This window comes from Iamia sp. (genome assembly GCF_035575815.1).
GTDB lineage: Bacteria > Actinomycetota > Acidimicrobiia > Acidimicrobiales > Iamiaceae > Iamia.
On the sequence record NZ_DATLXO010000059.1, the window covers coordinates 1 to 23,903 of the forward strand.

Genomic DNA, 23,903 nt, shown 5'->3' on the forward strand with positions numbered 1-23,903 from the left:
GATCGATGGACCGCCGCCCTCGTCGAGGCTCGCGGCGCGCTCGACGCCACAACGGCACGGGCCGATGCCGAGGCCGAGAGGCTCCGGGGCGCCGCCCGTGACGCGACCGACGGGTCGCGACGCTGGCACCAGCGGCGCGACCTCACCGCCCACCAGCAGGCCCTGGACGTCCGCACCGACGAGATCGCCGCGCTCCGGGCCCGGGTCGAGGCGGCGGAGCGCGCGGCGCGCACTGATCCTGTGCTCACCGCCGCCCGCCGGGCCGCGGCCGAGCGCTCCGCCGCCATCCGGCGCCGGGCCGAGGCCGCCGAGGCGCTGGCCGGCGCCTGGGCGTCGAGCTCGGTCACCCTGCCCGGTCCGCTTCAGGGCAGCCCGTGGTCGCCGACCCACCTGGCCGGTGTCGACGACGACTGGCTCCGCACCGCAGGCGAGACCGTGGTGCGCCGCACCGACGAGGTGGCCCGGGCCGCCGCCGCGGCCGAGTCCGCCCGGACCGCCCGCACCGCAGCTGTCGCCGCTCGGCACGAGGCCCGGACCCGGGCCGAGAGCGCCACGCACTTCGCCGGCAAGGCCAAGGTCGCGGACGCTGAGCTCGTCGGGGCGAGCCGGGCCGTCACCGAGAGCGTGGCCGCGGCGGCCCGTCTGGATGGACTCTCGGCCGACCTGGTCCGCCTGGCGCGCTGGACGGCCGCCGGACGTCGGCTGCTCGCCGCCGACGACGACGTCACCGCCGCTCGGGCTCGGCAGGTGGCCCGCCGATCTGAGGAGGCCGACGCCCGGCTCGCCTTCGCCGACGCCCGCCAAGCCCAGCTGAACGGCATGGCCGCCGAGCTCGCCTCCGGCCTGGCGGCGGGCGACGCGTGCCCGGTGTGCGGCGGCATCGAGCACCCCCGCCCGGCCACCGCCACTCCCGACGCCCCCACCCGGGCGGCGGTCGATCGAGCCGAGGCCGACGCCGCCGGGGCCACCGCTCGGCGCGAGGCGGCCGACGCCGACCTCGAGCGGATCCAGGCCGGGCGGGCCGAGGTCCGTGCCGAGGCCGGTGAGGCCGCCGATGACCCCGATGGCGTGGCGGCGCGCCTCGACGCCCTTCGCGTCGAGGTGGCGCAGGTGCAGCTCGAGGCCGATGCCGGGGTCGAGCGTGGTCGCCGGGTCGATGCCCTGACCGCGGCGGGTGACGAGGCCCGCCGCCTGGCCGGCGCCGACGCCCGCCTGGCCCTCGAGGCCGAGCTCTCCATCGCGGCGCACGAGGAGCAGGCGGCGGAGGCGGCGACCGAGGCCGAAGCGGTGCTCGGCCCGGGCGCCGATGCCGCCTCCGCGGCGCGGGCCAGCGCCGGGCTCGAGAACATCGGCGGGACGCTCGTGGCCCTCGGTCGGGCCCGTTCGGCCGTGCTGATCGCCTCGGCGACAGCGGCCGAGGCCGAGGCCGCCCTCACCGCCGCCCTCACCGCGGCCGGGTTCGCCACCGCCGCCGAGGCCGAGGCCGCGGCGGTGCCCGAGGACGAGGTCGAGGGGCACCGAGGAGACATCGAGCGGTGGGAGGCCGACTCTGCGACGGTCGCCACCGAGCTCGGGCACGCCTCGCTGGCCGGCCTGCCCGTCGACTGCCCGGACCCAGCGCCGGCGATCGCCTCCGCGGAGCGGTCGACCCGTCGTCATCGGGCCCTGGTCGAGGCGTGCGTGCGGATCGGGGCGGCGGCGGCTCAGGTCGGCGAGATCGCCGGCGACCACGCCGTGGCTGCCGAGGAGCTCGCCGTCGCATCCGCCGAGCACGAGGTCCGGCGGCGCCTGGCCGAGATCTGCTGCGGCCGCAGCGGTGATCGGGTGTCGCTCCAGCGCTGGGTGCTCGCCGCCCACTTCGAGACCATCTGCGAGCGGGCCAACCGCCGTCTGGCCGTGATGACCGACCACCGCTACTCGCTGCGGGTCCACACCGGGTCGAGCCACGGGGCCCGGTCCGGGCTCGACCTGCGGGTCCACGACGCCCACAACGACCACGAGCGCGAGGTGACGTCGCTCTCGGGGGGAGAGACCTTCCAGGCATCCCTCGCCCTGGCCCTCGGTGTGGCCGACGTGGTGGCCGAGCGCTCCGGCGGCGTCCACCTCGACGTGCTCTTCATCGACGAGGGCTTCGGCACCCTCGACCCCGACGCCCTCCACCTCGCCCTCGACGAGCTCGACCGCCTCCGCGCCGGTGGCCGCATGATCGGCGTCATCAGCCACGTGGTCGGGCTGCGCGAGCGGATCTCCACCGGCATCGAGGTGCGCCGCGGGCGCAGCGGCTCCCACGTCGTCGTGGGCGCCGAGGCCTGAGCCCGGGTCGCCCGGCGGCGACCATGGCGCCGGCGAGGCCGGACCTAGGAGGCGAGGTCGAGGCGGAGGACCTGGCCGCCGAGCGACAGCACGTACACCTCACCGTCCGCGTCGGTGTCGATCGAGACCACCTGGCCAACGTCCTCGTCGAGCACTGCGGTCTCGGTCACCTGGTCGCCGTCCAGACGCAGGGCGGCCAGGCCGGGCTTGCAGAAGTCGCCGAAGAGGTAGGCGCCCTGCAGGTCGTCGAGGGCATCGCCTCGGTAGACGGGGCCGCCGGTGACCGAGCACCAGCCGTCGTCGTGGTCCATCTCGAACACCGGGCCCACCGGCGGGGTGCCCCGGACCTCCCGGCTCTCGTCGTAGACGGCGGAGCCCTCGAAGCGGCTCCAGCCCAGGTTGGCGCCCAGGATGGCGTCCGCCGGGAGGCGGTCGATCTCCTCGACGGCGTCCTGGCCGACGTCGGCGACCCAGAGATCGCCGGTCTCGGCGTCGAAGCGGAGCCGCCACGGGTTCCTCACCCCGATCACCGCGACCTCCGGGCGCCCCCCGACACCGTCGGCGAAGGGGTTGTCCTCGGGGATGGCGTAGGGCAGCTCACCGGTCGGGCGGGTCGGGTCGATGCGGAGGATCTTGCCGAGGAGGTCCTCGGGGTCCTGGGCCCGGTCATCGGGGTCGCCACTGCTGCCCCCGTCGCCGAGACCGATCCAGAGCAGACCGTCGTCGTCGACGACGATGTCGCCGCCGTTGTGGTTGGCGAAGGGCTGATCCACCTCGAGCAGCTCGGTGCGGCTGGCGGCGTCGACATCGTCGCCGTCCATGGCGAACGAGGCGATGCGGGTCTCGCCCGCGGTGCCGCTGTGGTGGACGTACAGCGTGGCCCCGTCGGGGGCGAAGGCGAGGCCCAGGAGGCCCTGTTCGCCGCCGCTGCGGGTGACGTCGGTGAGGTCGAGGGCGGTCGCGGTGTCGGCCCCTCCGTCGTCGGTCGGGGTGAGGGCGGTGATGCGCCCGCCCTGCTCGGCCACGTAGAGCAGGTCAGATCCGGGCCGGGCCACCAGCTTGGTCGGCGCCTCGAGCGTCGCCACCTCGGTGAGGGTGATGGCGACGTCGCCCAGGGCACCGGGGGCGGGGGCGTCCCCGGGATCAGCGGGTTCGGCAGAGCTCGTCGGTGGCTCCTCGGCGGTGGTGTCGGGCGGGCCGTCGCCCTCGGTGGTCTCGGCCGTGGGGGCGCTGCTGGTGGTGTCCGGTGTGTCGTCCTCGGTGGGCTCGGCGGTCGTGGGCACCCGGCCCTCGACGGCCTCGCCGGTGCCGGCCGGCTCGTCCTCCCCGCATGCCCCGAGCAGCGCGATCACCGTCGCCACGACGACCACGGCGCGCATCGGGTGGGGGCGTCGGAGCAGGGCGCGCATGGGAAGATCCTCGTCGTCAGGGGCGGCCGCGGGTGCGGCGGACCTCACCGACCAGCATCGCACTGCCCGCTCCGGTTCCGGTATCACCGCCCGGGGACGGACCCGCCCCGGCTCACCTGCCCCCGGTCGCCGGGCGACCCTCTCGCCGCTCGGGCGACCGATGCGCTCCGCTCCGCCTCGTCGGTCTCGTCAGCCGGCGCGGTCCCAGGGGCGGATCAGGCCCTCCTGCACGACCGAGGCCACAAGGTGGCCCTGCGGGTCGAAGAACAGGCCGCGGGCGAGGCCCCTCCCACCGGAGGCCGAGGGGGTGTCCTGGGAGTAGAGCAGCCACTCGTCGGCGCGAAACGGCCGGTGGAACCACATGGCGTGATCGAGGCTGGCCATCATCACGTCCTGCTGGACGAACGACCGGCCGTGGGGGAGCAGCGCGGTGTCGAGCAGGGTCATGTCCGACGCGTAGGTGATGACGCAGGCGTGCAGCACCGGGTCGTCGGGCAGCACGCCGTCGGCCCGCAGCCACACCCGGCTGCGCGGGGGCAGGGGCTCGCGTCGGGCCTCCGGTGACCAGTCGACGTGGCGCATGTCGATGGGCCGGGGCCGGTCGAGCCAATCCTGCCCGGCCTGGCCCAGGATCGGCCGCCAGCGGGTGACCCAGTCGGGAAGGCTGGCGGGGTCGGGCGTGTCGGGGGGCGGCTCGTCCTGGTGGTCGAAGCCCGCCTCGGCCACGTGGAACGACGCCGACAGGTTGAAGATCGGCTTGCCGTGCTGGATCGCCACCACCCGGCGGGTCGTGAACGACCGGCCGTCGCGCAGGCGGTCGACCTCGTAGAGGATCGGCACCGTCGGGTCACCCGGGCGCAGGAAGTAGGCGTGGAGCGAGTGCACGGTGCGATCCGCATCGACCGTGCGGGCCGCGGCGACGAGGGCCTGGCCCGCCACCTGGCCACCGAACACGCGCTGGGCGTCCTCGTCGGGGCTGGTCCCCCGGAACACGTTGACCTCGATGTTCTCGAGATCGAGGACCCTGATCATCTCGTCGACCGCAGCCTGCTGCACGCCGGCATCCTGCCACGAAGGCGTCGGCGCCGATCCGGCCGTCGACCCCCGGATCGCGGTGGGACCCGTCCGGATGCGGGCCCGTCGGGACACCCGGTCGCGGCCCGGCTACGTCGGCGTCGGATCGCGCCACTAAGTTCACCCCTCGTGATCCTGACGCCCCAAGGCTTGCTCGAGCACAGCCGCACCGTGTCCGGCCGGAGGATGATCCGCTACGCGGCGACGTCGCTGATCGCGGTCGCGGCCACACAGATCCTCATCCTGTCCTTCCTCGAGCTCGTCGAGCTGGAGCCGGAGCCCGCGAACCTGGCGGCGACCATGCTGGTCTCTGTTCCCGCCTTCCTGCTCAACAAGTACTGGGTGTGGGGCAAGTCCGGTCGGGCCCGCATCCGGCGCGAGGTCATCCCCTTCTGGGTGTTCACCGTCGCCGGCTGGGGCCTGTCGACCGGAGCCGTGTTCTTGGCCGACGAGGTCACGAACGACGGCAGTGTGCTCCACACCGTGTCGGTGATGGCGGCCAGCATCGCCGGGTTCGGGATCCTCTGGGTCCTGAAGTACCTCTTCCTCGACAAGATCATGTTCGGCACCGATCACCACACGCCCTACGACGAGGAGTACGAGGTCGAGGAGGCCGTCGTCGAGGCCCACACCGCAGGCGTCCCCGAGCTCTGATCCGACGCGCGGTCCGCCCCCGGGCTCAGGGGCTGCACTCGGGGTCGAGGGCCCACCGGCGATCCTCGGGGTCGGGCAGGAGCCGCTCGGCGGCGATGTCGAGCAGGCGCTGCTGGCGTTCGAGGGCGGGCCGGCCCTCGGGGCCGACGACGGTCGTCAGGTCGACCAACATGGCCCGCATGCGCCGCTGCACCTGGTGGCTGGCGCCGCCGTAGGCGCGGATCTCGTCACACGCCAAGGCCACCAGCTCCTCCCAGGTCGCGACGCGGGTGACGAGGCGGACGAACCCCTCGGCGTCGCGCTGCTGGCCCGTCGGGACCGGGGCGAGGGCGACTCGGCGCAGCAGGTCGTGGATGCGGTCGAGGGCCTGGGTGGCGGTGGTGGGGTCGTTCACGGCGGGCGACAGGGCCTTCTCGGCGATGTCGACCAGCTGGCGGAACCCGAAGGCCGGGTCCTGGTGCATGGTGCGTTCCCGGTGCAGTCCGATGTGGGCCAGGACATCCCGGGGCCCGAGGCCGACCGGCGCGGCGCCGTTCTCGCCCCACACCTCGGCGAGGGGTGCGCCCGAGGGCACGAACTGGCCCATGCGGGGCACCAGCGAGATGGTGCAGCGGTGGCGCCGGGCCAGCTCGACCAGGTCGTCCTCGTCGACGGTCACGATGGCGCCCGGGGCGTGCTCGCAGGTGAGCACCAGGTCCGGTGGCCGCTCGGGAAGCGACGCGGTCGGGGTGTTGTCGGCCCGGACCTGCACCTCGCGGATGGCGGCGCGGGTCTCGGCCGCGACGGCATCGATGATGGAGACGATGCGGATCGAGTGCACGACGTGGTTGACGTAGTACACGAAGGCCGCGAGCGAGACGAGGGCGAGCCCGAAGGCCACCGCCATCGAGACCCGGGGCACGAAGGCGTCGCCCGACCCCGCAGCGTGGACCTGACGCAGCACCACGAGGGTGTAGACGAAGGTCCCGATGAAGATGCCGAGGGCCACCTTGGTGCCGGTGTCGCGGAAGAAGGTGCGCAGCACCCGGGGGGAGAACTGCTGGCTCGCCAGCTGCAGGGCCACCACCGTCACCGAGGTGACGAGGCTGGTGAAGGTCATGATCGACGTGGCGATGGCCGCGAGAAGGGCCTGGGCCGAGCCGGCGTCACCGTCGAAGAGCAGAGCGAGGTCGCGGTCGCCGTCGACCAGGGCCTGGTCGACCTGGCGCAGGGCCAGGCCGAGGGTGACGGCCCCGGCGACGAAGAGGCCGGGGATCAGCCACAGGCCGTTGCGGACGAGCTCGCGCAGCCGGGCGGCCCGGACGTCGTGGTCGGGGGCGGCGATCTCGGGCCAGCGGGCAGGCACGGCGGCATCGTACGGCCGCGCGGCGGTAGGGTCGTCCGCCGTGCGCGGTCAGCGGCTCCCGGATGGTTCCGCAGGCACCGAAGTGGTCGGTGTTCTGGTGGTCAGGGCCCCCGATGTGGCTACCAGTTCGGGAGGTCCGTGCCCGACGCCCCTCCCGGCGGGTCGCAGTAGGGTCGTCCGCCGTGCCCGACGCCCCTCCCCCCTTCCTCGATCCCGTCCTCCGGGCTCGGGCCGTCGCGGCGCGCGGCTTCATGCCCCCGGATGAGGGTGACGCCCTCTACGCTGCCGCCCTCGAGGCCGGTCGGTCTGTGCCCGGCGCCCCCTTCGCCGAGGTGGGCTCCTACTGCGGGCGCTCCACGGTGTGGCTGGGCGCGGCGGCCCGTGAGTGCGCCACCGTGCTGCTCGCCGTCGACCACCACCGAGGCTCCGAGGAGAACCAGGCCGGCTGGGAGCACCACGAGCCCGACCTCGTCGACGCCGTGACCGGCCGCCTCGACACCCTGCCGGTGTTCCGTCGCACCGTGCACGACGCCGGGCTCGAGGACCACGTGGTGGCCGCCGTGGGCGGATCACCGGCGGTCGCGCGCATCTGGTCGACGCCGTTGGCCCTCTGCTTCATCGACGGCGGCCACGGCGTCGAGCCTGCTCGCGAGGACTACATGGGGTGGGCGCCCCACGTCGCGGTGGGTGGCACGCTGGCGATCCACGACGTGTTTCCCGACCCCGCCGACGGAGGGCGCCCGCCGTACGAGGAGATCTACCTCCCCGCGCTGGCCTCAGGCCGCTTCACCGAGCGCGCCGCCACCGGATCGCTCCGGGTCCTCAGCCGCACCCGCTGAGAGGCGGGAGCGTCCTCGTCCCGCCCGAGGGGTGGGCCCCGTCCGGTCGGTCAGGCCGTCGGGGTGTACCCGGGGCGGCCGGCTTCGTCCCAGGTCTGCCAGAACGCCAGGAACTCCTCGCCGAGGAACGGGTCCTCACCGCGCAGGGCGATGCCGCCGCGACGGATGGTCCAGTCCCAGGGGGCGAGCTCGACGGCGCGAGCGAGGTGGGCGGCGGCGGCCTGGTCGTGCCCCTGGCCGTGGAGGTGGGCACCGAGGCGGCGCTCGGCCAGGGCCAGCTGCTCGTCGGGGCTCCGGGGAGGGGGCGCCTCGGCCGCGGTGGGCGGCAGCTCGCCGTCGCGCACCCAGCGGCGCAGGGCGTCGTGGTGGGTGGCCGAGCCGATCAGGGTGAAGTCCCGGAACTGGTCGTCGCCGGGAGCGATGGTCGCCGGCTTCACCACCGTGCCCTCCTCGTCGACCCACACCACGCTGGGCACGTTGGTGATGCCGTAGCGCGGGTCCGAGGCGGTCAGGTCCTGATCCGGATCAGATGGAGCGCCCGGCGTCGGCCCAGTACTCGTCTTTCAGGAGGCGCTTGTAGAGCTTGCCGGTGGGGTGGCGGGGCAGCTCGGGGCGGAAGTCCACGCTGCGGGGGCACTTCACATCCGCGAGCTGCTCACGGCAGTAGGCGATGAGCTCGTGGGCGAGGTCGGGGCCGGCATCGTCGATGGCGACGGGCTGTACGACGGCCTTGACCTCCTCACCGAAGTCGTCGTTGGGCACGCCGAAGACGGCGACGTCGGCCACGCGGGGGTGCATGGCGAGCACGTTCTCGGCCTCCTGCGGGTACACGTTCACCCCACCGGTGATGATCATGTAGGCCTTGCGGTCGGTGAGGTAGAGGAAGCCATCGGCATCGAGGCGGCCCACGTCGCCGAGCGTCGACCAGCCCTCAGGGTGGCGCGACGCCGCGGTCTTCTCCGGGTCGTTGTGGTACTCGAAGGTGGCCTCGGACTCGAACCAGATGGTGCCCGGCTCGCCGACGGGCAGCTCGACGCCGTCGTCGTCGGTGATGTGCAGCCCGCCGAGGAGGTTCTGGCCCACGGTGCCGGGGTGCGCCAGCCAGCCTTCGCTGTCGCAGTACACGAACCCGTTGCCCTCGGTGCCGGCGTAGTACTCGTGCACCACCGGACCGAACCACTCGATGATCCGGCGCTTCACCTCCACCGGACAGGGCGCAGCGGCGTGGACCATCATCTCCATCGACGACACGTCGTGCGCGGCGCGCTCGGCGTCGGGGAGCTTCAGCATGCGGATGAACATGGTGGGCACCCACTGGCTGTGGGTGATCTGGTGCCCATCGATGGCCTTCAGGGCCGCGACCGGGTCGAAGTGCTCCATCACCACCGCGGTGCCCCCCACGCGGTGGACCGCCATGGTGAAGCGCAGCGGGGCGGCGTGGTACAGCGGCGCCGGGTTCAGGTACACCATGGCCTCGCTGTAGGTGAGGAGCAGCTCGGCCACCATGAGGAGCGCCGGCTTGGTGCCGAGGGGCTGGCCCGGAAGGGGCACCTGGACGCCCTTGGGCCGCCCGGTGGTGCCCGAGGAGTACAGCATGTCGACCCCCTCCTGGCGGTCAGCCGCCGGCTCCGGCGAGGCCGAGGCCACCGCGTCCTCATAGGAGGTGAAGCCCTCGGCGGTGCCGTCGAGCATCAGGCGGGCCGTCACCCCCGGCGTGTCGGCGACGGTGGCCACCGCCAGCTCGGCCAGGGCGGCTGAGGCAATGAGGGCCTTGGCCCCGCAGTCGTTGACGATGTAGCTCAGCTCACCGGGTGTGAGACGGGTCGAGGTGGCGGTGTAGTACAGCCCGCCGTAGTGGCAGCCCCACGCCACCTCGAGGAACCGGATCTGGTTCTCGAGGCAGAAGGCCACGTGGTCGCCGGGCTCCAGACCCAGGGTGCGCAGCAGGTTGGCCAGGCGCGTCGCCCGCTCGTCGAGCTCGGCGTAGGTGAGGCTCTCACCGCTGCCCACCATGACCACGGCCGGCTTGTCGGGGGTGGTCTGGGCGAAGGTCCCGGGGAACGACATGGCTGCGCACCGTAGCCAAGCCGGACCCGCACGCGACGGGCCCCGGGTCTCCACGAACATGGGACTCGAGTCCACCGCGGTGGTGGACATCGGTCCGAGGTTGAGGGAAGCTCGGCGAACATTGGACCCAGGTCCACCGTGGTGGCGGACATCGGTACGAGGTTGGGTGCGCCGAGGCTGAGGGTCAGAGGATGTGGTGCTCGATCCAGGCGGCCACGCCGTCCTCGGCGCAGGTGCCGGAGGTGACGTCGTCGGCCGCGTCCACCACCGAGGGGTGGGCGTCGGCCATGGCCACGCCGGTTCCGGCCCAGGTGAGCATGGCCAGGTCGTTGCGGGCGTCACCGAAGGCCACCACCCGGTCGGACCCGATGCCCCGGCCCTCACACAGCGTCGCCAGGGTGGTGGCCTTGGTTACCCCGGGCGCGGAGACCTCGACCAGCTGGAGGCCTCCGCTGGCGGTCACCTCCCCGAGATCGCCCACGGCCTCGGTCGCAGCATCGACGTAGGCGTCGCCCTCGGCGTCGGGCACCTTGAGCAGGATCTTGGCCGCCGGCCGGGTCACCAGCTCGTGGGCGGGACCGACGGTCTCGGCCGCACCGCGTGGCACCTGTTCGTGCCAGGCCGACTCCATGCCCACGCCGTCGCGGAACTCCACGGCCATCATCCCGGTCGGGTGCAGGGCCCTCAGGCGGGCCACGATCTCGGCGCCGGACTCGGGGCTGAGGGTGTGCTCCTCGACCACCTCGCCGGTGTCGAGGTCGACCACGAGCGCGCCGTTGGAGCAGATGCACAGGCCCGACCCGAGGCCCAGGCCGGTCACCCAGCGGGGAGGGCGCCCGGTGACGGCGACCAGGTCGATGCTGCGGGTGCGCATCCGGTCGAGCACGTCACGGGTGCGCTCGCTCAGCGCACCGGTGCGGCTGACCGCTTCGCCTGACGGCGAGGTTCGTGCGCCGGGAGGGAGTAGCAGCGTGCCGTCGAGGTCCGAGGCGACCAGGGCGACCGGGCCGACCTCGGTCGTCGCCGTGTCGCGGTCGACGGCCACCTCAGCGCCTCCTTCGGCCCGCCCCGGACCCGTTCTTGCGCCGGGAGGTCGCCCGCGGGACGACGATCGGGACGATCGGGCGGAGGAAGGGCGGGCACCCGGGCAGCAGGCCCGGTGGGTCGACGGCCACGCGTCGGCTAGGCGGGGACGGTGAGGGCGGGCAGGAGGGCGTCGTGGTCGACGAACAGTGCCGAGGCGGCACTGCCGGCGCCCAGGGCGTCGGCCGCGAGGACCACCGACGCCGCGGTGTAGGTCGATTGCTCGCCGCCGGGGTAGTGGACGACCTCGGGGAACACGGTGCCGGTCCAGTAGCGGCCGCTCGGCTCGCGGTACTGCTGGGCCCACCCGAAGAGGGCGAGGGCGGTGTCGCGCTCGCCGACGGCCATGTAGGCCATGGCGCACTCGCAGGTCTCAGCTGCGGTCACCCAGGGACGGTCCGACACGCAGCGCACGCCGCGCCCGTCCATCACGAAAGCGGCCTGGCGCTTGGCCAGGCGCTCGCGCCCGGCGTCGCCGAGGACGGCGCCGGAGAGCACCGGGTAGTACCAGTCCATGGCCCACCGGTGCTTGGGGGCGAAGGCGTCGGGCTCGGTCCGGATCACGTGGGCCAGGCGGCTGGCCGCGGCCATCCACCCCGGGCGCTCGTGGCCCAGCTCGGCGGCCAGTGCCGCCGCGCAGCGCAGGCTGTGACAGATGCTCGACGAGCCGGTCAGCAGGGCGAAGGACCACGGCGTGCCGTCCGCGTGGCGCGCCCAGAGGATCTCGCCCCGCTCGGTCTGGAGGTCGAGCACGAAGCCCATGGCCCGGTCGACGACCGGCCACAGCGCCTCGACGAAGCCACGGTCCTTGGTGAGCAGCCAGTGGTGCCACACGCCGGCGGCGACGTAGGCGATGACGTTGGCGTCGAGCTTGTCCTGCTCGACGCCGTTCGCGAGGTAATACTGGTGCCAGGAGCCGTCGGGGCGCTGGAGGTCGACGAGCCACGCATAGGCCCGCTCGGCCTCGGCGATCCGGCCGCCGAGGGCGAGGGCCATGGCGGCTTCGACGTGGTTCCAGGGATCGGCGTGGCCGCCCGGGTACCACGGCACCATGCCGCTGGGGAGCTGCCACTCGGCGATGGCGTCGACGGTCTCCTGCACTTGGGCGCTGGTGACGACACCCTCCACCGACGGAGCCGCCGTCATTGGTGCACCACTTCGTCGTGGGTCAGGTCCAGCCGGGTTCCTGTCGCCGCGCACCAATGACCGCTGCCGGCTCCGCAGGCTCCGCCGTCAGAGAGCCCGTGCTGTCTGATGCGCTCGCTGCGCTCGCTCATGCCAGAAGCTCGTCGCGGACCGGTGGGCGCTCGCCGTGGGGCGCGGCCGGGGTCGCGGCGACGGTCGCCGTCGCGGCCGCAGGTGCGTCGCGTCGGCGCGCCGGGTGGGCCCGGGCATAGACGACGAGGCTCTTGCCGAGCACCGGGTTGAGCAGCCGCTCGCTCCATCGGGTGAGGCGAGGCGCCTTGGTGATGTCCCACACGAGCAGCCGGTGGTACGCCCTCACCAGCGGGTGCTCGTCGTTGGTCGGCCCCACCGCGCACCTCAGCCACCAGTAGGGCGAGTGCAGGGCGTGGGCGTGGTGGCTGTCGCCGGGCTGGAGGCCGGCGGCGCGCATCTTCCGCCGCAGCTCGGCCTCGGTGAGGATCCGCACATGACCGCCGGCGACGAAGGGGGCGTGGTACTCCTCCGACAGGCGCCAGCAGAGTCGCTCGGGCATCGCGGAGGGCACCGTCGCGGCGATGGTTCCACCGGACTTCAGCACCCGCCGCAGCTCGGCGAGGGCGGCCTCGTCGTCGGGGATGTGCTCGAGCACCTCGGAGCAGATGATGCGGTCGAAGGTGTCGTCAGGGAACGGCAGGCGGGTGCCGTCGCCGTTGACGGCGCAGCCCATGGCACCGGTGCGGGTGCCGGCCTCGCCGGAGGCGCACATGGCGGCGAAGAGCGACGTGACCTTGGTGAGCTCATCGAACCCGTGGTCGAGGGCGACGACTCGAGCGCCCCGACGGAAGGCCTCATAGGCGTGGCGCCCGGCGCCGGCGCCCATGTCGAGCACGAGGTGCCCGGGCTCGAGCTTGAGGCGCTCGTAGTCGACGGTCAGCACGAGGCCCCGTCCGCTAGCGACGGCGCCGGTCCCTCGGGGGCCCCGGTGGCGCTCATCGGTGCTCGGCCAGGCGGGCGCGGTACTGCTCGACGGTCTTCTCGGCCGTTCGCTGCCAGCTCCACTGGGTCTTGACCCGCTCTCGGCCCGCCAGCCCCACCTCGGCCCGGGCCCGGGGGTTGTCGAGGGCCCAGGCGATCTTGGCCGCCAGGGCCTCGCTGTCGCCCGGCGCCACGAGCAGCGCCGTGTCGCCGTCGGCTCCGACGACCTCGGGCAGGGCGCCCCCGGTGGTGGCCACGACGGGCACGCCGCAGCTCATGGCCTCGATGGCCGGCAGCGAGAACCCCTCGTAGAGCGACGGCACGATGGCCAGCTCGGCCTCGCTGTAGAGCTCGACGATGCGCGAGTCGGGGACGCCGGTCACGAACTCGACGTGATCGGTGAGCCCGAGCCGGTCGATCGTCTGGGACGACTTGCCGCCCTCCTTCTTGCGCCCGATCACCGTGAGGTGCAGCTCGGGACGCTCGACCCGGAGCTTGGCCAGCGCCTCGAGCAGGTAGAAGAGCCCCTTCATGGCCACGTCCGCGCTCGCGGTGGTGATGAGGTGACCGGGCCGGCGGGCCACCGACGCGACGGGCTTGAACAGCTCGGGGTCGACGCCCACCGGCACGACGTGCATGCGGCTCGGGTCGACCTTGTGGTCACGGGCGATGTCGGCGAACGAGCTCGACGACACGGTCACGACCCGCGTCATGCGTCGGGCCACCTCGGTCTGCATCCGGGTGAAGCCGTACCAGCGCGACAGGGTGAGCTTGCGGTACAGGCTGGTGGCGTGGGTGACCTCGAGGCGCCGGTCAACGGTGATCGGGTGGTGGATCGTGGCCAGCACCGGCAGGCCCGAGATGCGCTCGAGGGCGAGGATCCCCCAGCCGAGGCTCTGGTTGTCGTGCACCAGGTCGAACTCGCCACGGCGGGCGTTGAGGGCCTGGAAGGCCCGCACCGAGAAGGCGAGGGGCTCGGGGAAGGTCCCGACGGAGAAGGCGCCCACCTCGACCACGTCGGCCAGGGTCTTGAGCTCCCAGAGACCGGGCATCCGCATCGGGAAGTGGTCGTTGTAGATCTCGAGGCTGCCGAGCTCGTGCAACCGCACCCGCTCGTCGAGCTCGGGGTACGGCGGCCCGGAGAACACCTCGACGTGGTGGCCGAGGTCGACCAACGCCTTGGCGAGGTGGCGGACGTAGATCCCCTGCCCCCCGACGTGGGGCTTGCCCCGGTAGGTGAGCAGGGCGATCCGCAGCGGTCGGTCGTCGGGCGCCATGAGCGGGCCAGCCTTCCCGTTCATCGACCGTTCGGTCAAACACGTGAACCGAGGTCACACGGGGTCTCGCGCCCCTTCGGCCGGCGGCCGCCGAGCCCCTGTCGCGGGGACGTCGGCCGCTCAGGCGATCAGCCGGCCGACGGAGTAGATCACCAGGCCGGCCAGCCCGCCGACCACGGTGCCGTTGATGCGGATGAACTGCAGGTCGCGGCCGACCTGGAGCTCGATGCGACGGGTGGCCTCGCTGGCGTCCCACCGGGCGACGGTCGAGGCGATGACGTCACCGACCTCGCCCTTGGAGCGCTCGACGACCTCGACGGCGCTCGACGCGATCCACGAGTCGAGCCGTTCCTGGAGCACCGGGTCATCTCGGAGGCGGACCCCGAACGATTGCACCGCCTCCCCCAGGCGCCGTCGCAGGTCCGAGCCGGGGTCCTCCGCACTGGTCAGGAGCGCCTCCTTCAGGTCGGCCCACACCGTTGCCGACCAGTCCCGCAGCGCAGGATGGTCGAGCAGCTCCTCCTTGAGCTCATCGGCGCGGGCCCGCATCGACGGCGACCGGGCCAGCTGGTCGGCCAGGGTCCGGACCCGCAGGTCGAGGGTCTCGCGCATCTGGTGCCCGGGGTCATCGGCGACCTCGCGCAGGAAGCGCTGCACGCCGGAGTGGACCCGACCGAAGATGCGGTCGTCGATGCGGTCGGGCACCCACCAGGGGGTCTCCTGCTCGAGTCGGGTCCGGAGCACGTCCTCGTTCTCCTCGACCGCCTCGGCGACCTTCCGGAGGAGCACCGAGAGCACCTCCTGGTGGCGCCCGTCGGCCACGGCCAGGTCGATGGCCCGAGCCAGTACGGGACCGGCCGCAACGGCCCGGACCCGCTGGGCCACCGCCGTCTCGAGCGTCTCCTGCACGTCATCGTCGCGCAGCGTCTCGAGCGTCGAGCGCAGCACCCCACCGGCCTGGTCCGCAACTCGACGGGCGGTCTCGGGCTCGGCGAGCCACGCCCCGAGCCGGGCCGCCAGCGACGCCCCGGCCAGGCGTTCCTCGATCACGGCGCGGGTGAGGAAGTTCTGCTGGACGAAGCTGCCCAGCCCGCGCCCGATGTCGTCCTTGCGGTTGGGGATGATCGCGGTGTGGGGGATGGGGATGCCGAGCGGGTGGCGGAAGAGGGCGGTCACCGCGAACCAATCGGCGATGGCGCCGACCATGGCCGCCTCCGCCGTGGCCCGCACGAAGCCCAACCCGGCGACGTCGCCCTCGAGGACCCGCGCCACGACGAACACCACCGTCGCCCCCACGAGCAGCATGGTGGCGGTGAGCTTCATGCGTCGGAGCTCGGCGCTGCGTTGAGCCTCGTCGTCGGAGGGGGAAGGGTGGGTCATGGCCGCGGACCTCGAGCGGTCGACCTCGGCTGTGCGGACGGCCCCCTCGAGGTCCGGCGCTCGGCGAGCCGGGGGAGCAGGTGGCTGGCGACCATCAGGGCGACGGCGAGCACGAGCGTCGGCCACACGCCCCACCGCAGGTAGAGGGTGCGGCCAGTGCGGAGGGGCACCTCGCGGACCTCGACCCGCTGCTCGCTCACCGCACTGCGATTCCGCACCCGACCCTCGTCGGTGACGAACGCGCTGAACCCGGTGGGGGCGGCCTGCACCGTCCAACGTCCGGTCTCGATGGCCCGGAGCCGGCTGAAGGCCACCTGCTGGGACTGCACGAGCGTGCCGGAGTAGCTCGACCCGTTCGTGGGGTTGATCAGCAGCTCGCCGACCTCGCCGCGGCCACCGATGGCATCGCGGCCGCGGTCGGCGAAGAAGACCTCCCAGGAGATCACCACGCCGATGCGTCCCGCCGGTGTGTCGAGGGTGTTGGTCTCCTCACCGGCGATGGCGTCCTTGGCCGGGAGGGCACCGCCGGCGACCTTCTCGAGCAGCTCGCGAGCGGGCACGAACTCCCCGAAGGGCACCCGCCGCACCTTGTCGTAGCGGGCCACGATCTCACCGTTCGGGCCGAACACCACCGCAGCGTTGCGGAAGGCGCCGGGGCCGGCGCCCTCGACGACGCCGGCGACGAGCGTGGTCTCCTTGCGACGGGCCAGGTCGGCCAGCTCCGCAGCCTCGGGTTCGTCGTCGATGGGCCCGTCCACGTTGACCACGTTCTCGGGCCAGACCGTGAGGTCGGTGCCGACGGGGACCGCCTCGGAGGCCCGGATGTGGGTGAGGAACACCTCCCGGTCGTCGGTGTCCGCGTCGCTGGTGCCCTGCTCCCCGCCGCCTTGCACGTAGGCGACGGTGACCGTCTCCCCGGTGTTCTCACCGCGGGGCGCGAGGGCCGAGAGGCCCACGACCACGACCACGGCGCACAGGGCGGCCGCGGCCGGGAGCCACGCCCGTCGGAGCGCGGCACTGAGCGCCACGCCGAGGGCGACGGTGAGCATCGCGATCAGCAGGACCCCGCCCACCCGGGCGGCGCCGGCGAGGGGCCCGGCCACCTGGCCCACGCCCAGCTCCGAGAGGGGCACGCCGCCGAAGGGCCAGCGGTCCTTGAGGGCCTCGAAGAGCACCCAGGCGCCGGGCAGGGCCAGCCACCGCCAGCGCGACGGGGGGGTGGCGGCGACGGCCAGGCCGAGGAAGCCCGAGTAGGCGACGACCTGGATCACGTAGCCCGGGGGCGTGAAGACGAGCATCCACACCGTCGACGGGGCGAGGAGGCCGAAGCCGGCCAGCCAGGCCCGGCGGAACCGGGACCAGAACGAGGCACCGTCGAGCGACCGGTCGAGCAGGGCGATGCCGATGAAGGCCAGGGGCCACCAGCCCCACGGCGGGAGCGACAGGGCGAGCAGCACGCCGCCGGCGAGGGCGGCGAGCGGTCGCCCGATGCGCGCCCGGCGCCCCGGACGGCCGGTCGCGAGGGGCTCGGTCGGGACGGCGGCGGGCGCAGGCGGGGCGGGCGTCTCGTCGGCGGCCATCGGGCGTGGAGTCTGGTCCACCGCGCGCCGCCCGTCGGCACCGGGTGCGCCGCAGCTTCGGACCCGTGTCCGCCACCACGGTCGACCTGGGTCCGAAGGTGATCTGCCCCTTGGTGCGCCCTCAGCTTCGGACCCCGTGTCCGCCACCACGCTGGACTTGGGCGAGACGTTGACCGGTGCGCCGGGCGAGGACGGGTCAGGGCCGGAGGGCAGCGAGCACCCGGTCGGCCGCCGCGAGCCCGCTGGCCACACAGGCGGGGATGCCCACGCCGCGCAGGTGCATGCCGGCGAGGGCCACGGTGGGCGCGACGTCAGCCAGGGCCGCCTCGCAGGCCGCGACCCGGTCGAGGTGGCCGGGCCGGTACTGGGGGAAGGCGCGCTCCCAGCGGTGCACGCTGGTCTCGGTCGGCCCGCCCCGGAGGTCGAGCAGGGGCGTGAGGTCGTCGACCACCCGGGCGACGAGGTCGGCGTCGTCGAGCTCGAGGGCCCCCTGGTCGCCGTCGCGGCCCACCGCGGCGCGCAGCAGGGCGGTGCCGTCGCCGCGTGCGGGGGCGAGGTGGGCCCACTTCGACGACGCCCACGAGCACGCGGTCACGGCTCGGCCCTCGGAGCGACCGATGAGCATCCCGCTGCCGTCCAGCGCGTGACCGAGGGCCTCGAGGGACACGGCCAGGCGCACGAAGGCGACCGACACGTGGGGAACGTTCCCCAGCAGGTCCGCGGCATCGGGGGCGACGGGTCGCAGCAGGCCGGCAGCGGTGGGTCCCGGCGTGGCCACCACCACGCCGTCGGCCTCGAGGGTCGTCCCGTCGGAGAGGATGACCACCGGCCCGGGGTCGACGGCGACCACCGCCTGACCGAGCCGCACCGCGACCCGGTCGGTGGCCACCGCCGCCTGCGCCACTGCGGCGGGCAGGCGGGCCATGCCGCCGTCGGGGGCGGCGAAGATGGGAGCGTCCGGGTCGGCCCCGGCGGCCCGGCCCCGGGCGACCTGGGCCCGGCAGGCCTCGATGAGGCTGGCGTGGTCGGGGTCGCGGCGCGCCGCGTCGAGCTGGGGGACGACGGCCGCCAGGCTCAGGCGGGCGGAGTCGCCGGCGTTGATGCCGCCGACGAGCGGGTCGACGAGCCGGGCCACGGCCTCGCCTCCGATCCGGTCGCCGATGGCCTCGGCGATGGCGACGTCGCCGGCGGGCAGCGGTGTGGCCGGGTCGGTGAGGTCACGCCCCAGCCCGGTCCGTCCCGCCGCGGTGAGCAGGCCGGAGCGGTCGAGGGCATCGAGGTCGACGGGCACGCCCATCACCTGGGGCGTCAACGGGTGCAGGGCGCCGTCGCGGGCCACGAACGCCCGTCGCCGCGCGGGGTGCACCAGCGTGTCGCCCAGGCCGATCCGGTGGGCCAGGGCCAGGGCGGGGGGGGTGCGGATCAAGAAGGCGTCGGCCGCCTCGTCCACCATCCGCCCCGCGAACGGCGAGGTGCGCAGCATCCCGCCGAGGCGCGCGGAGGGCTCGATCACGGTGACCTCCACCCCGGTCTTCGCAAGGTGGAGGGCGGCGGCCAGCCCGGTGATGCCACCTCCGGCGACCACGACGTGCACCGGTGGCCCCTCAGTCCCCGGCGGCGGTCGCCCGGCCTGGCGGGACCGCCCGGTCCGACCACATCGCCGGATCTGACCACATCGCCGGATCCGACCGCACCGGCGGGGCGAGGCGAGCGGCAGCCGCCGCCGGAGGTGGCGGGCTCATGGCCCCAGGGCCCGGGCCGCGGCGACGACCCGGTCGGCGAGGGCACCCATCACGGCGGGGTCGGCATCGACGGTGCGGGTGCGGGCGAAGGCCAGGCCGACCTCCTCCGCGACCGACCGGGCCTCGATGTCGAGGTCGTAGCGCACCTCGAGGTGGTCGGTGACGAAGCCCTGGGCGCACACCAGCAGCCCGGTGGCCCGCCCCGTCTCGGCCAGGTCGCGGATGACCTCGAGGATGTCGGGGCCCCGCCACGGCTCGGGGGTGCGCCCCGCGCTCTGCCAGGCCAGGCCCCACGCCCCCCACGACGCCAGCCCCGCCCGCTCGGCGATGGCCCGGGCGCTGGCGGCGAGCTGCGCGGGGTAGGGGTCGCCGACCAGCACCCGCTCGGGAAGGCTGTGGGCGGTGAAGACGACCTTGGCGCCGGCGGGCAGAGCGGCCAGGGCGTCGGTGACAGTGGTGGCGGTGAAGTCGAGCCACGCCGGCTCGTCGGCCCACGTGTCGATGCCGACGTGGCGGCCGCCGGCGCCGGTCACGGCTTCGGCCAGGCGGCCCTGGTAGATGCCCACGCTGAACCCGGCGTAGTGCGGGGCCAGCACCAGGCCCACGGTCCCGTCGATGCCCTCGGCCGCCAGCGTGGCCGCAGCGTCCTCGACGAAGGGTGCGGCGTGCTTCTGGCCGAGCACCACGCGGAACCGGCCCGGGCACCGCTCCTCGAGGGCGGTGGTGATCGCCTCGACCTGGTCGCGCGTGCGCCGGGCCAGTGACGAGGTGCCGCCCAGGGCCGCATAGCGCATGGTCAGGTCGGCCAGCTGCTCGGGCTCGGGCGGTCGGCCCCGACGGATGTGGGTGTAGTAGGGCTCGATGTCGTCCGCCGACGCCGGCGTGCCGTAGGCCATCACCACGACGCCGACGGGGGTGGGGGGGCTCGCCGCGCTGCTCATTGGTGCTCGTCGTGGGTCGTGTTCGGTCGGGTTCTCGTCGCCGGGCACCAATGAGCGCTGGCGGCTCCGCGAGCTCCGCCGCCAGAGGGCCCGTGCTGTCTGGTTCGCTCGCGGCGCTCGCTCACGGCTCGGTTCCGGCGTCGAGCAGCGAGGGCTGGCCGTCGGCCCGGCCCTCGCTGTGGACGAGCGCAACGAGTTGCTCGAGCACCTCGGGGTCGGTCTCGGGCAGCACCCCGTGGCCCAGGTTGAACACGTGGCCGGGGTGGCCGTCGTTGCGGCGCAGCACGTCTCGGGCGCCCTCGGCGGTGGCCTCCCACCCCGCCACGACCAGGGCCGGATCGAGGTTCCCCTGGAGAGCCACGTCAGGGGCGAGCCGGGACCGGGCCGTGTCGAGGGGCACCCGCCAGTCGACGCCGACGACCTCTGCGCCGGCCTGGTGCATGAGCCCGAGCAGCTCCCCGGTGGCCACCCCGAAGTGGATCCGGGGCACGCCGAGGTCGGCCAACCCGGCGAGCACCTTGGCGCTGGCGGGCAGCACGAAGCGCTCGTAGTCCGACGGGGTGAGGGCACCGGCCCACGAGTCGAAGAGCTGCACGGCCGAGGCGCCCGCACCCACCTGGGCCCGGAGGGTGGCGAGGGCCTGGTCGGCCAGGCGGTCGAGCAGCGCGTCCCACAGGTCGGGGTCGGTGTGCATGAGGGCCTTGGTCTTGGTCCAGGTGCGCGTCGGCGCGCCCTCCACCAGGTAGCTGGCCACCGTGAAGGGGGCGCCGGCGAAGCCGATCAGGGGCACGTCGCCCAGCTCGGCGACAACGTTGTGCACCGTCTCGAGCACGTAGGGCAGGTCGGCCTCGGGGTCGAGGGGGCGCAGCCGGTCGAGGTCGGCGGCCGAGGTGAACGGCCGCTCGACGACGGGACCGACTCCGGGGGTGATGTCGACGCCGAAGCCGATCGACGCCACCGGCGTGACGATGTCGGAGTAGAGGATGGCGGCGTCGACGCCGTAGCGGCGCACCGGCTGCAGGGTGATCTCGGTGGCCACGTCCGGGATGCGGATGGCGTCGAGGATGCTGCCCTCGCCGCGCAGCTCGCGGTACTCAGGCAGCGACCGGCCGGCCTGGCGCATGAACCACACCGGGACCGTCGGGCCCCGCTCCCCGCGACAGGCGCGCAGGAACGGGGCGTCGGGGGGCGGGGCCACGAGGGCGAGGGTACCGGCGGTCCCGTCCCGCCATCCGATCGGACGGTGGCCGGGCACGGCGGCCCGCAGCTGACCCACCAGCTCGGTCAGGGGCTGTGGCGCTATTCGGTCACCGAGCCACCAGATCGCGCCAGAGCTTGTCGCCTCCTCGTCAGCCTCGGTCTCGCCGGCCGCTCGACCCCTGCGGCTCATGAGGAGTGCGCACTATGATGTCCGCCCTTGCCTGCACCGTCGGCGCGGGACCACGACGCACACAGGGGATGACCCTGCACCCAGAGCTCGAGGCCGAGCAGGCCTACATCGACTTCGCCTACGAGTGCCTGGTCGCGGCCCGGGAGCGGGCCAGCAGCCTGCAGACCATGGTCGAGGTCGGCCGCGGCGGCACCGAACAGGCCCGCTTCGAGCGCGAGGTCATCTTCGACACCATCGCCCAGCGGCTGGTGCAGCTCCACCTGGGTGATGCCACCTTGTGCTTCGGTCGCATCGACACCGATCCCGACACCACCGAGGACGAGCCCGACGAGAGCTCCCCCGATGGCTCGGTCGCGGACCCCTCGGTTTCGAGCGCCTACGGCGGCGCGGCCAACGATCGAGCGGCCCCGACACCCAGCGGGCTCAGGGGGAACGGGTCCGAGGGCATCGGCTCGGCCGGCAACGGCCACGGGCCGAACGGACCGCCGAGCGGACCGCCGATCGGGGCCCCGTCGGTCGGCGAGGCGTACTACATCGGCCGGGTGGCGGTGGCCGACGTCAACCAGGAGGTCGTGGTCGTCGACTGGCGCGCGCCGGTGGCGGAGCCGTTCTACCGGGCCACCGGCCGCGCGCCCATGGGGCTGGCCCGTCGTCGCCACTTCGCCACCCGGGGCCCCCGCCTGCTCGACATCGAGGACGAGCTCTTCGGGGCGCGAGCCCTCGGCCTCGGCCGCGACGACGGCATCTCGGGCCACGGCGCCCTCATCGCCGCCCTCGACGAGTCGCGCTCGGGTCGTCTCGGCGACATCGTCGCCACGATCCAGGGTGAGCAGGACGAGATCATCCGGGCGGCCATGCCCGGAGTGCTCGTCGTCCAGGGCGGGCCCGGCACGGGCAAGACGGTGGTGGCCCTCCATCGCGCCGCCTACCTGCTCTACACCCACCGGTTCCCGCTCGAGGACCAGGGCGTGCTCGTGGTGGGGCCGAACCGCCTCTTCCTCGGCTACATCGAGCAGGTCCTGCCGTCACTGGGCGAAGCCGGCGTCGAGATGGCGGTGCTCGCCGATCTGATCGACTCGGTCGGGGTCAGGGGGGGCGACGTCGCCGCCACCTCCCGGGTGAAGGGCGACGGGCGCATGGTGAAGGTGCTGGCCAAGGCGGTGCGCGACCGCAAGCGACCGCTGCGCCACGACCTGGTCGTTGGGTACGGCCTGACGCGCCTGCGGGTCAGCGTGGCCCGGTCCGAGCGCATCGTGGCTGATGCCCGGCGCCGTGCTCGGCACCACAACAGTGGCCGTCGCCACGTCGAGGATGGGCTCTTCGAGGCCCTGGCCGAGAGCAGCCGGGCCCCGCTCGACCCTGGTGAGGTCCGCAGCCGGCTTCGCACCGCGCCCGAGGTGCGCGAGGCACTCGAGCGGATGTGGCCGGTGCTCACCCCGGCCGAGCTGCTCCACGACCTCTACGGCTCACAGGGCCTGCTGGAGCTGGCCGGTCGCCAGCACCTGCGCGCCGCGGAGGTCGCGGCGCTGCACCGGCCACGGTCCGAGTCGGTCGAGGCCGTGGTGTGGACCACCGACGACGTGCCCCTCCTCGACGAGGCCCGGGCCCTCCTCGGCGCCACCCCCCGGGCCAAGCGCAACGGTGACTCCGACGAGCTGCGCACCTACGGGCACATCGTCGTGGACGAGGCCCAGGACCTCTCGCCCATGCAGCTGCGGATGCTGACGCGCCGATCGCTCAACGGCTCGATGACGGTGGTGGGCGACATCGCCCAGTCGACGGGAGCCTGGGCCCACGCGTCGTGGGACGAGGTGCTCTCACAGCTGCCCAACCGCCGCGACCCCCGTCGGGCCGAGCTCACCGTCGGGTACCGGATCCCGGGACCGAACATGGAGCTGGCGGCCCGGGTGCTGGCCGAGGCCGCCCCCGAGATCTTGCCGCCCCGCTCGGTGCGCCAGGCCGGCCGGCCGCCCCGCATCGTGCCCGCGACCTCCTCCGGCGATCTGGGCCCGACCATCGCCCGCACGACCCGTGACGAGCTCGTGCAGGTCGGGTCCGGCAACGTCGCCGTGATCTGCGCGGCCTCGCAGGTCGATGCGGTCAGCGACGCGCTGAACGCGGCCGGCGTTCCGCACGGCGTGGCGTTCCAGCAGGGCTTGTCGCACCAGGTCACGCTGGTGCCGGTGGGCATGGTCAAGGGCCTCGAGCTCGATGCCACCGTGGTGATCGAGCCGGCCGCCATCGTCGACGAGGAGCCCCAGGGCATGCGGTCGCTCTACGTGGCGCTGACCCGGGCCACCAGGCTCTTGACCATCGTCCACGCCCAGCCCCTGCCGACGGTGATGGGCGTCGACCCTGGCGCGGGTTGACCGGGCGTGGCGCCTCCCATCGGGTGGGCCACCCCGGGTGGTGGTGCCCCACCCCGGAGCGGGCAACCGAAGGCCCCGATGGTGCATGCTCTCGATGGGGGGCCGTTCTCGGTTCCTCGCCGTCGCACCCGCCGAGCATCCGAGGACCACCATGACCTACCCGCCGCCGCCCCCCGGTTCACCTCAGGACCCGGGCTCCCAACCCACCCAGGCCTTCCCGCCCCAGGGTCCCGGTGGCTACACCCCGCCGCCCGGCGGCGGTTACACCCCTCCTCCCGGTGGCGGCTATGCGCCCCAGCCG

At 74.0% G+C, this 23,903-nt stretch carries 17 protein-coding genes and 1 pseudogene; 4 read left to right on the forward strand and 14 right to left on the reverse strand.

Going from position 1 to position 23,903, the window contains the following annotated elements; all coding sequences use genetic code 11:
• On the forward strand, positions 1-2,313 hold a 2,313-nt coding region (locus tag VNL12_RS05880), incomplete at its 5' end, for an SbcC/MukB-like Walker B domain-containing protein (RefSeq protein ID WP_325592466.1).
• 44 nt (positions 2,314-2,357) lie between these two features.
• Here VNL12_RS05880 and VNL12_RS05885 read toward each other — a convergent pair.
• Together VNL12_RS05885 and VNL12_RS05890 are read right to left on the reverse strand one after the other, a co-directional pair.
• Positions 2,358-3,722, reverse strand: coding sequence for a PQQ-dependent sugar dehydrogenase (locus VNL12_RS05885; RefSeq protein ID WP_325592468.1), 1,365 nt, complete (start codon positions 3,720-3,722; stop codon positions 2,358-2,360).
• A 189-nt stretch (positions 3,723-3,911) separates the two neighbouring features.
• Positions 3,912-4,754, reverse strand: a complete 843-nt coding sequence (locus VNL12_RS05890) for an acyl-CoA thioesterase II (RefSeq protein ID WP_349257806.1) — start codon at positions 4,752-4,754, stop codon at positions 3,912-3,914.
• A 171-nt stretch (positions 4,755-4,925) separates the two neighbouring features.
• Between VNL12_RS05890 and VNL12_RS05895 the strand changes: the two genes are divergently transcribed.
• Positions 4,926-5,450, forward strand: coding sequence for a GtrA family protein (locus VNL12_RS05895; RefSeq protein ID WP_325592471.1), 525 nt, complete (start codon positions 4,926-4,928; stop codon positions 5,448-5,450).
• A gap of 25 nt (positions 5,451-5,475) precedes the next feature.
• On the opposite strand, the gene VNL12_RS05900 is transcribed toward VNL12_RS05895, so the two are convergent.
• The gene (locus VNL12_RS05900) at positions 5,476-6,795 is read right to left on the reverse strand and encodes a DUF2254 domain-containing protein (RefSeq protein ID WP_325592473.1); all 1,320 of its coding nucleotides are present in this window, start codon (positions 6,793-6,795) and stop codon (positions 5,476-5,478) included.
• Between the two features lie 182 nt (positions 6,796-6,977).
• On the opposite strand from VNL12_RS05900, the gene VNL12_RS05905 reads away from it, so the two are divergent.
• Positions 6,978-7,634, forward strand: a complete 657-nt coding sequence (locus VNL12_RS05905; RefSeq protein WP_325592475.1) for a class I SAM-dependent methyltransferase — start codon at positions 6,978-6,980, stop codon at positions 7,632-7,634.
• A 50-nt stretch (positions 7,635-7,684) separates the two neighbouring features.
• Here VNL12_RS05905 and VNL12_RS05910 read toward each other — a convergent pair.
• From VNL12_RS05910 to hemE, 11 genes and pseudogenes are all read right to left on the reverse strand, one after another.
• Positions 7,685-8,128, reverse strand: a pseudogene (locus VNL12_RS05910) (TlpA family (seleno)protein); the annotation flags it as partial.
• A 31-nt stretch (positions 8,129-8,159) separates the two neighbouring features.
• Positions 8,160-9,701, reverse strand: coding sequence for an AMP-binding protein (locus VNL12_RS05915; RefSeq protein ID WP_325592478.1), 1,542 nt, complete (start codon positions 9,699-9,701; stop codon positions 8,160-8,162).
• Positions 9,702-9,885: 184 nt separating this feature from the next.
• On the reverse strand, positions 9,886-10,746 hold the full coding sequence (locus VNL12_RS05920) for an HAD family hydrolase (RefSeq protein ID WP_325592480.1): 861 nt from the start codon (positions 10,744-10,746) through the stop codon (positions 9,886-9,888).
• Between the two features lie 137 nt (positions 10,747-10,883).
• Positions 10,884-11,912, reverse strand: a complete 1,029-nt coding sequence (locus VNL12_RS05925) for a hypothetical protein (protein ID WP_325592482.1) — start codon at positions 11,910-11,912, stop codon at positions 10,884-10,886.
• Positions 11,913-12,057: 145 nt separating this feature from the next.
• Positions 12,058-12,885, reverse strand: coding sequence for a class I SAM-dependent methyltransferase (locus VNL12_RS05930; protein WP_325592484.1), 828 nt, complete (start codon positions 12,883-12,885; stop codon positions 12,058-12,060).
• 52 nt (positions 12,886-12,937) lie between these two features.
• The gene (locus tag VNL12_RS05935) at positions 12,938-14,224 is read right to left on the reverse strand and encodes a glycosyltransferase family 4 protein (RefSeq protein WP_325592486.1); all 1,287 of its coding nucleotides are present in this window, start codon (positions 14,222-14,224) and stop codon (positions 12,938-12,940) included.
• Positions 14,225-14,320: 96 nt separating this feature from the next.
• Complete coding sequence (locus VNL12_RS05940) at positions 14,321-15,580, reverse strand: DUF445 domain-containing protein (RefSeq protein ID WP_325592488.1); 1,260 nt, start codon at positions 15,578-15,580, stop codon at positions 14,321-14,323.
• Positions 15,577-17,160 (reverse strand): apolipoprotein N-acyltransferase, encoded by a 1,584-nt coding sequence (lnt, locus tag VNL12_RS05945; RefSeq protein ID WP_325592490.1) that lies wholly within the window; start codon positions 17,158-17,160, stop codon positions 15,577-15,579. The genes VNL12_RS05940 and lnt overlap by 4 nt, the downstream gene beginning before the upstream one ends.
• Positions 17,161-17,356: 196 nt before the next feature.
• Positions 17,357-18,877 (reverse strand): protoporphyrinogen oxidase, encoded by a 1,521-nt coding sequence (hemG, locus tag VNL12_RS05950; protein ID WP_325592498.1) that lies wholly within the window; start codon positions 18,875-18,877, stop codon positions 17,357-17,359.
• A gap of 21 nt (positions 18,878-18,898) precedes the next feature.
• Positions 18,899-19,843, reverse strand: a complete 945-nt coding sequence (gene hemH / locus VNL12_RS05955) for a ferrochelatase (RefSeq protein ID WP_325592492.1) — start codon at positions 19,841-19,843, stop codon at positions 18,899-18,901.
• 121 nt (positions 19,844-19,964) lie between these two features.
• Positions 19,965-21,041, reverse strand: a complete 1,077-nt coding sequence (gene hemE / locus VNL12_RS05960; RefSeq protein WP_325592494.1) for a uroporphyrinogen decarboxylase — start codon at positions 21,039-21,041, stop codon at positions 19,965-19,967.
• Between the two features lie 260 nt (positions 21,042-21,301).
• Here hemE and VNL12_RS05965 point away from each other — a divergent pair, with 260 nt between their 5' ends.
• A complete protein-coding gene (locus VNL12_RS05965) occupies positions 21,302-23,602 on the forward strand; it encodes a HelD family protein (RefSeq protein ID WP_325592496.1) in 2,301 nt (766 codons plus the stop codon).
• The last annotated feature ends 301 nt before the right edge of the window (positions 23,603-23,903 follow it).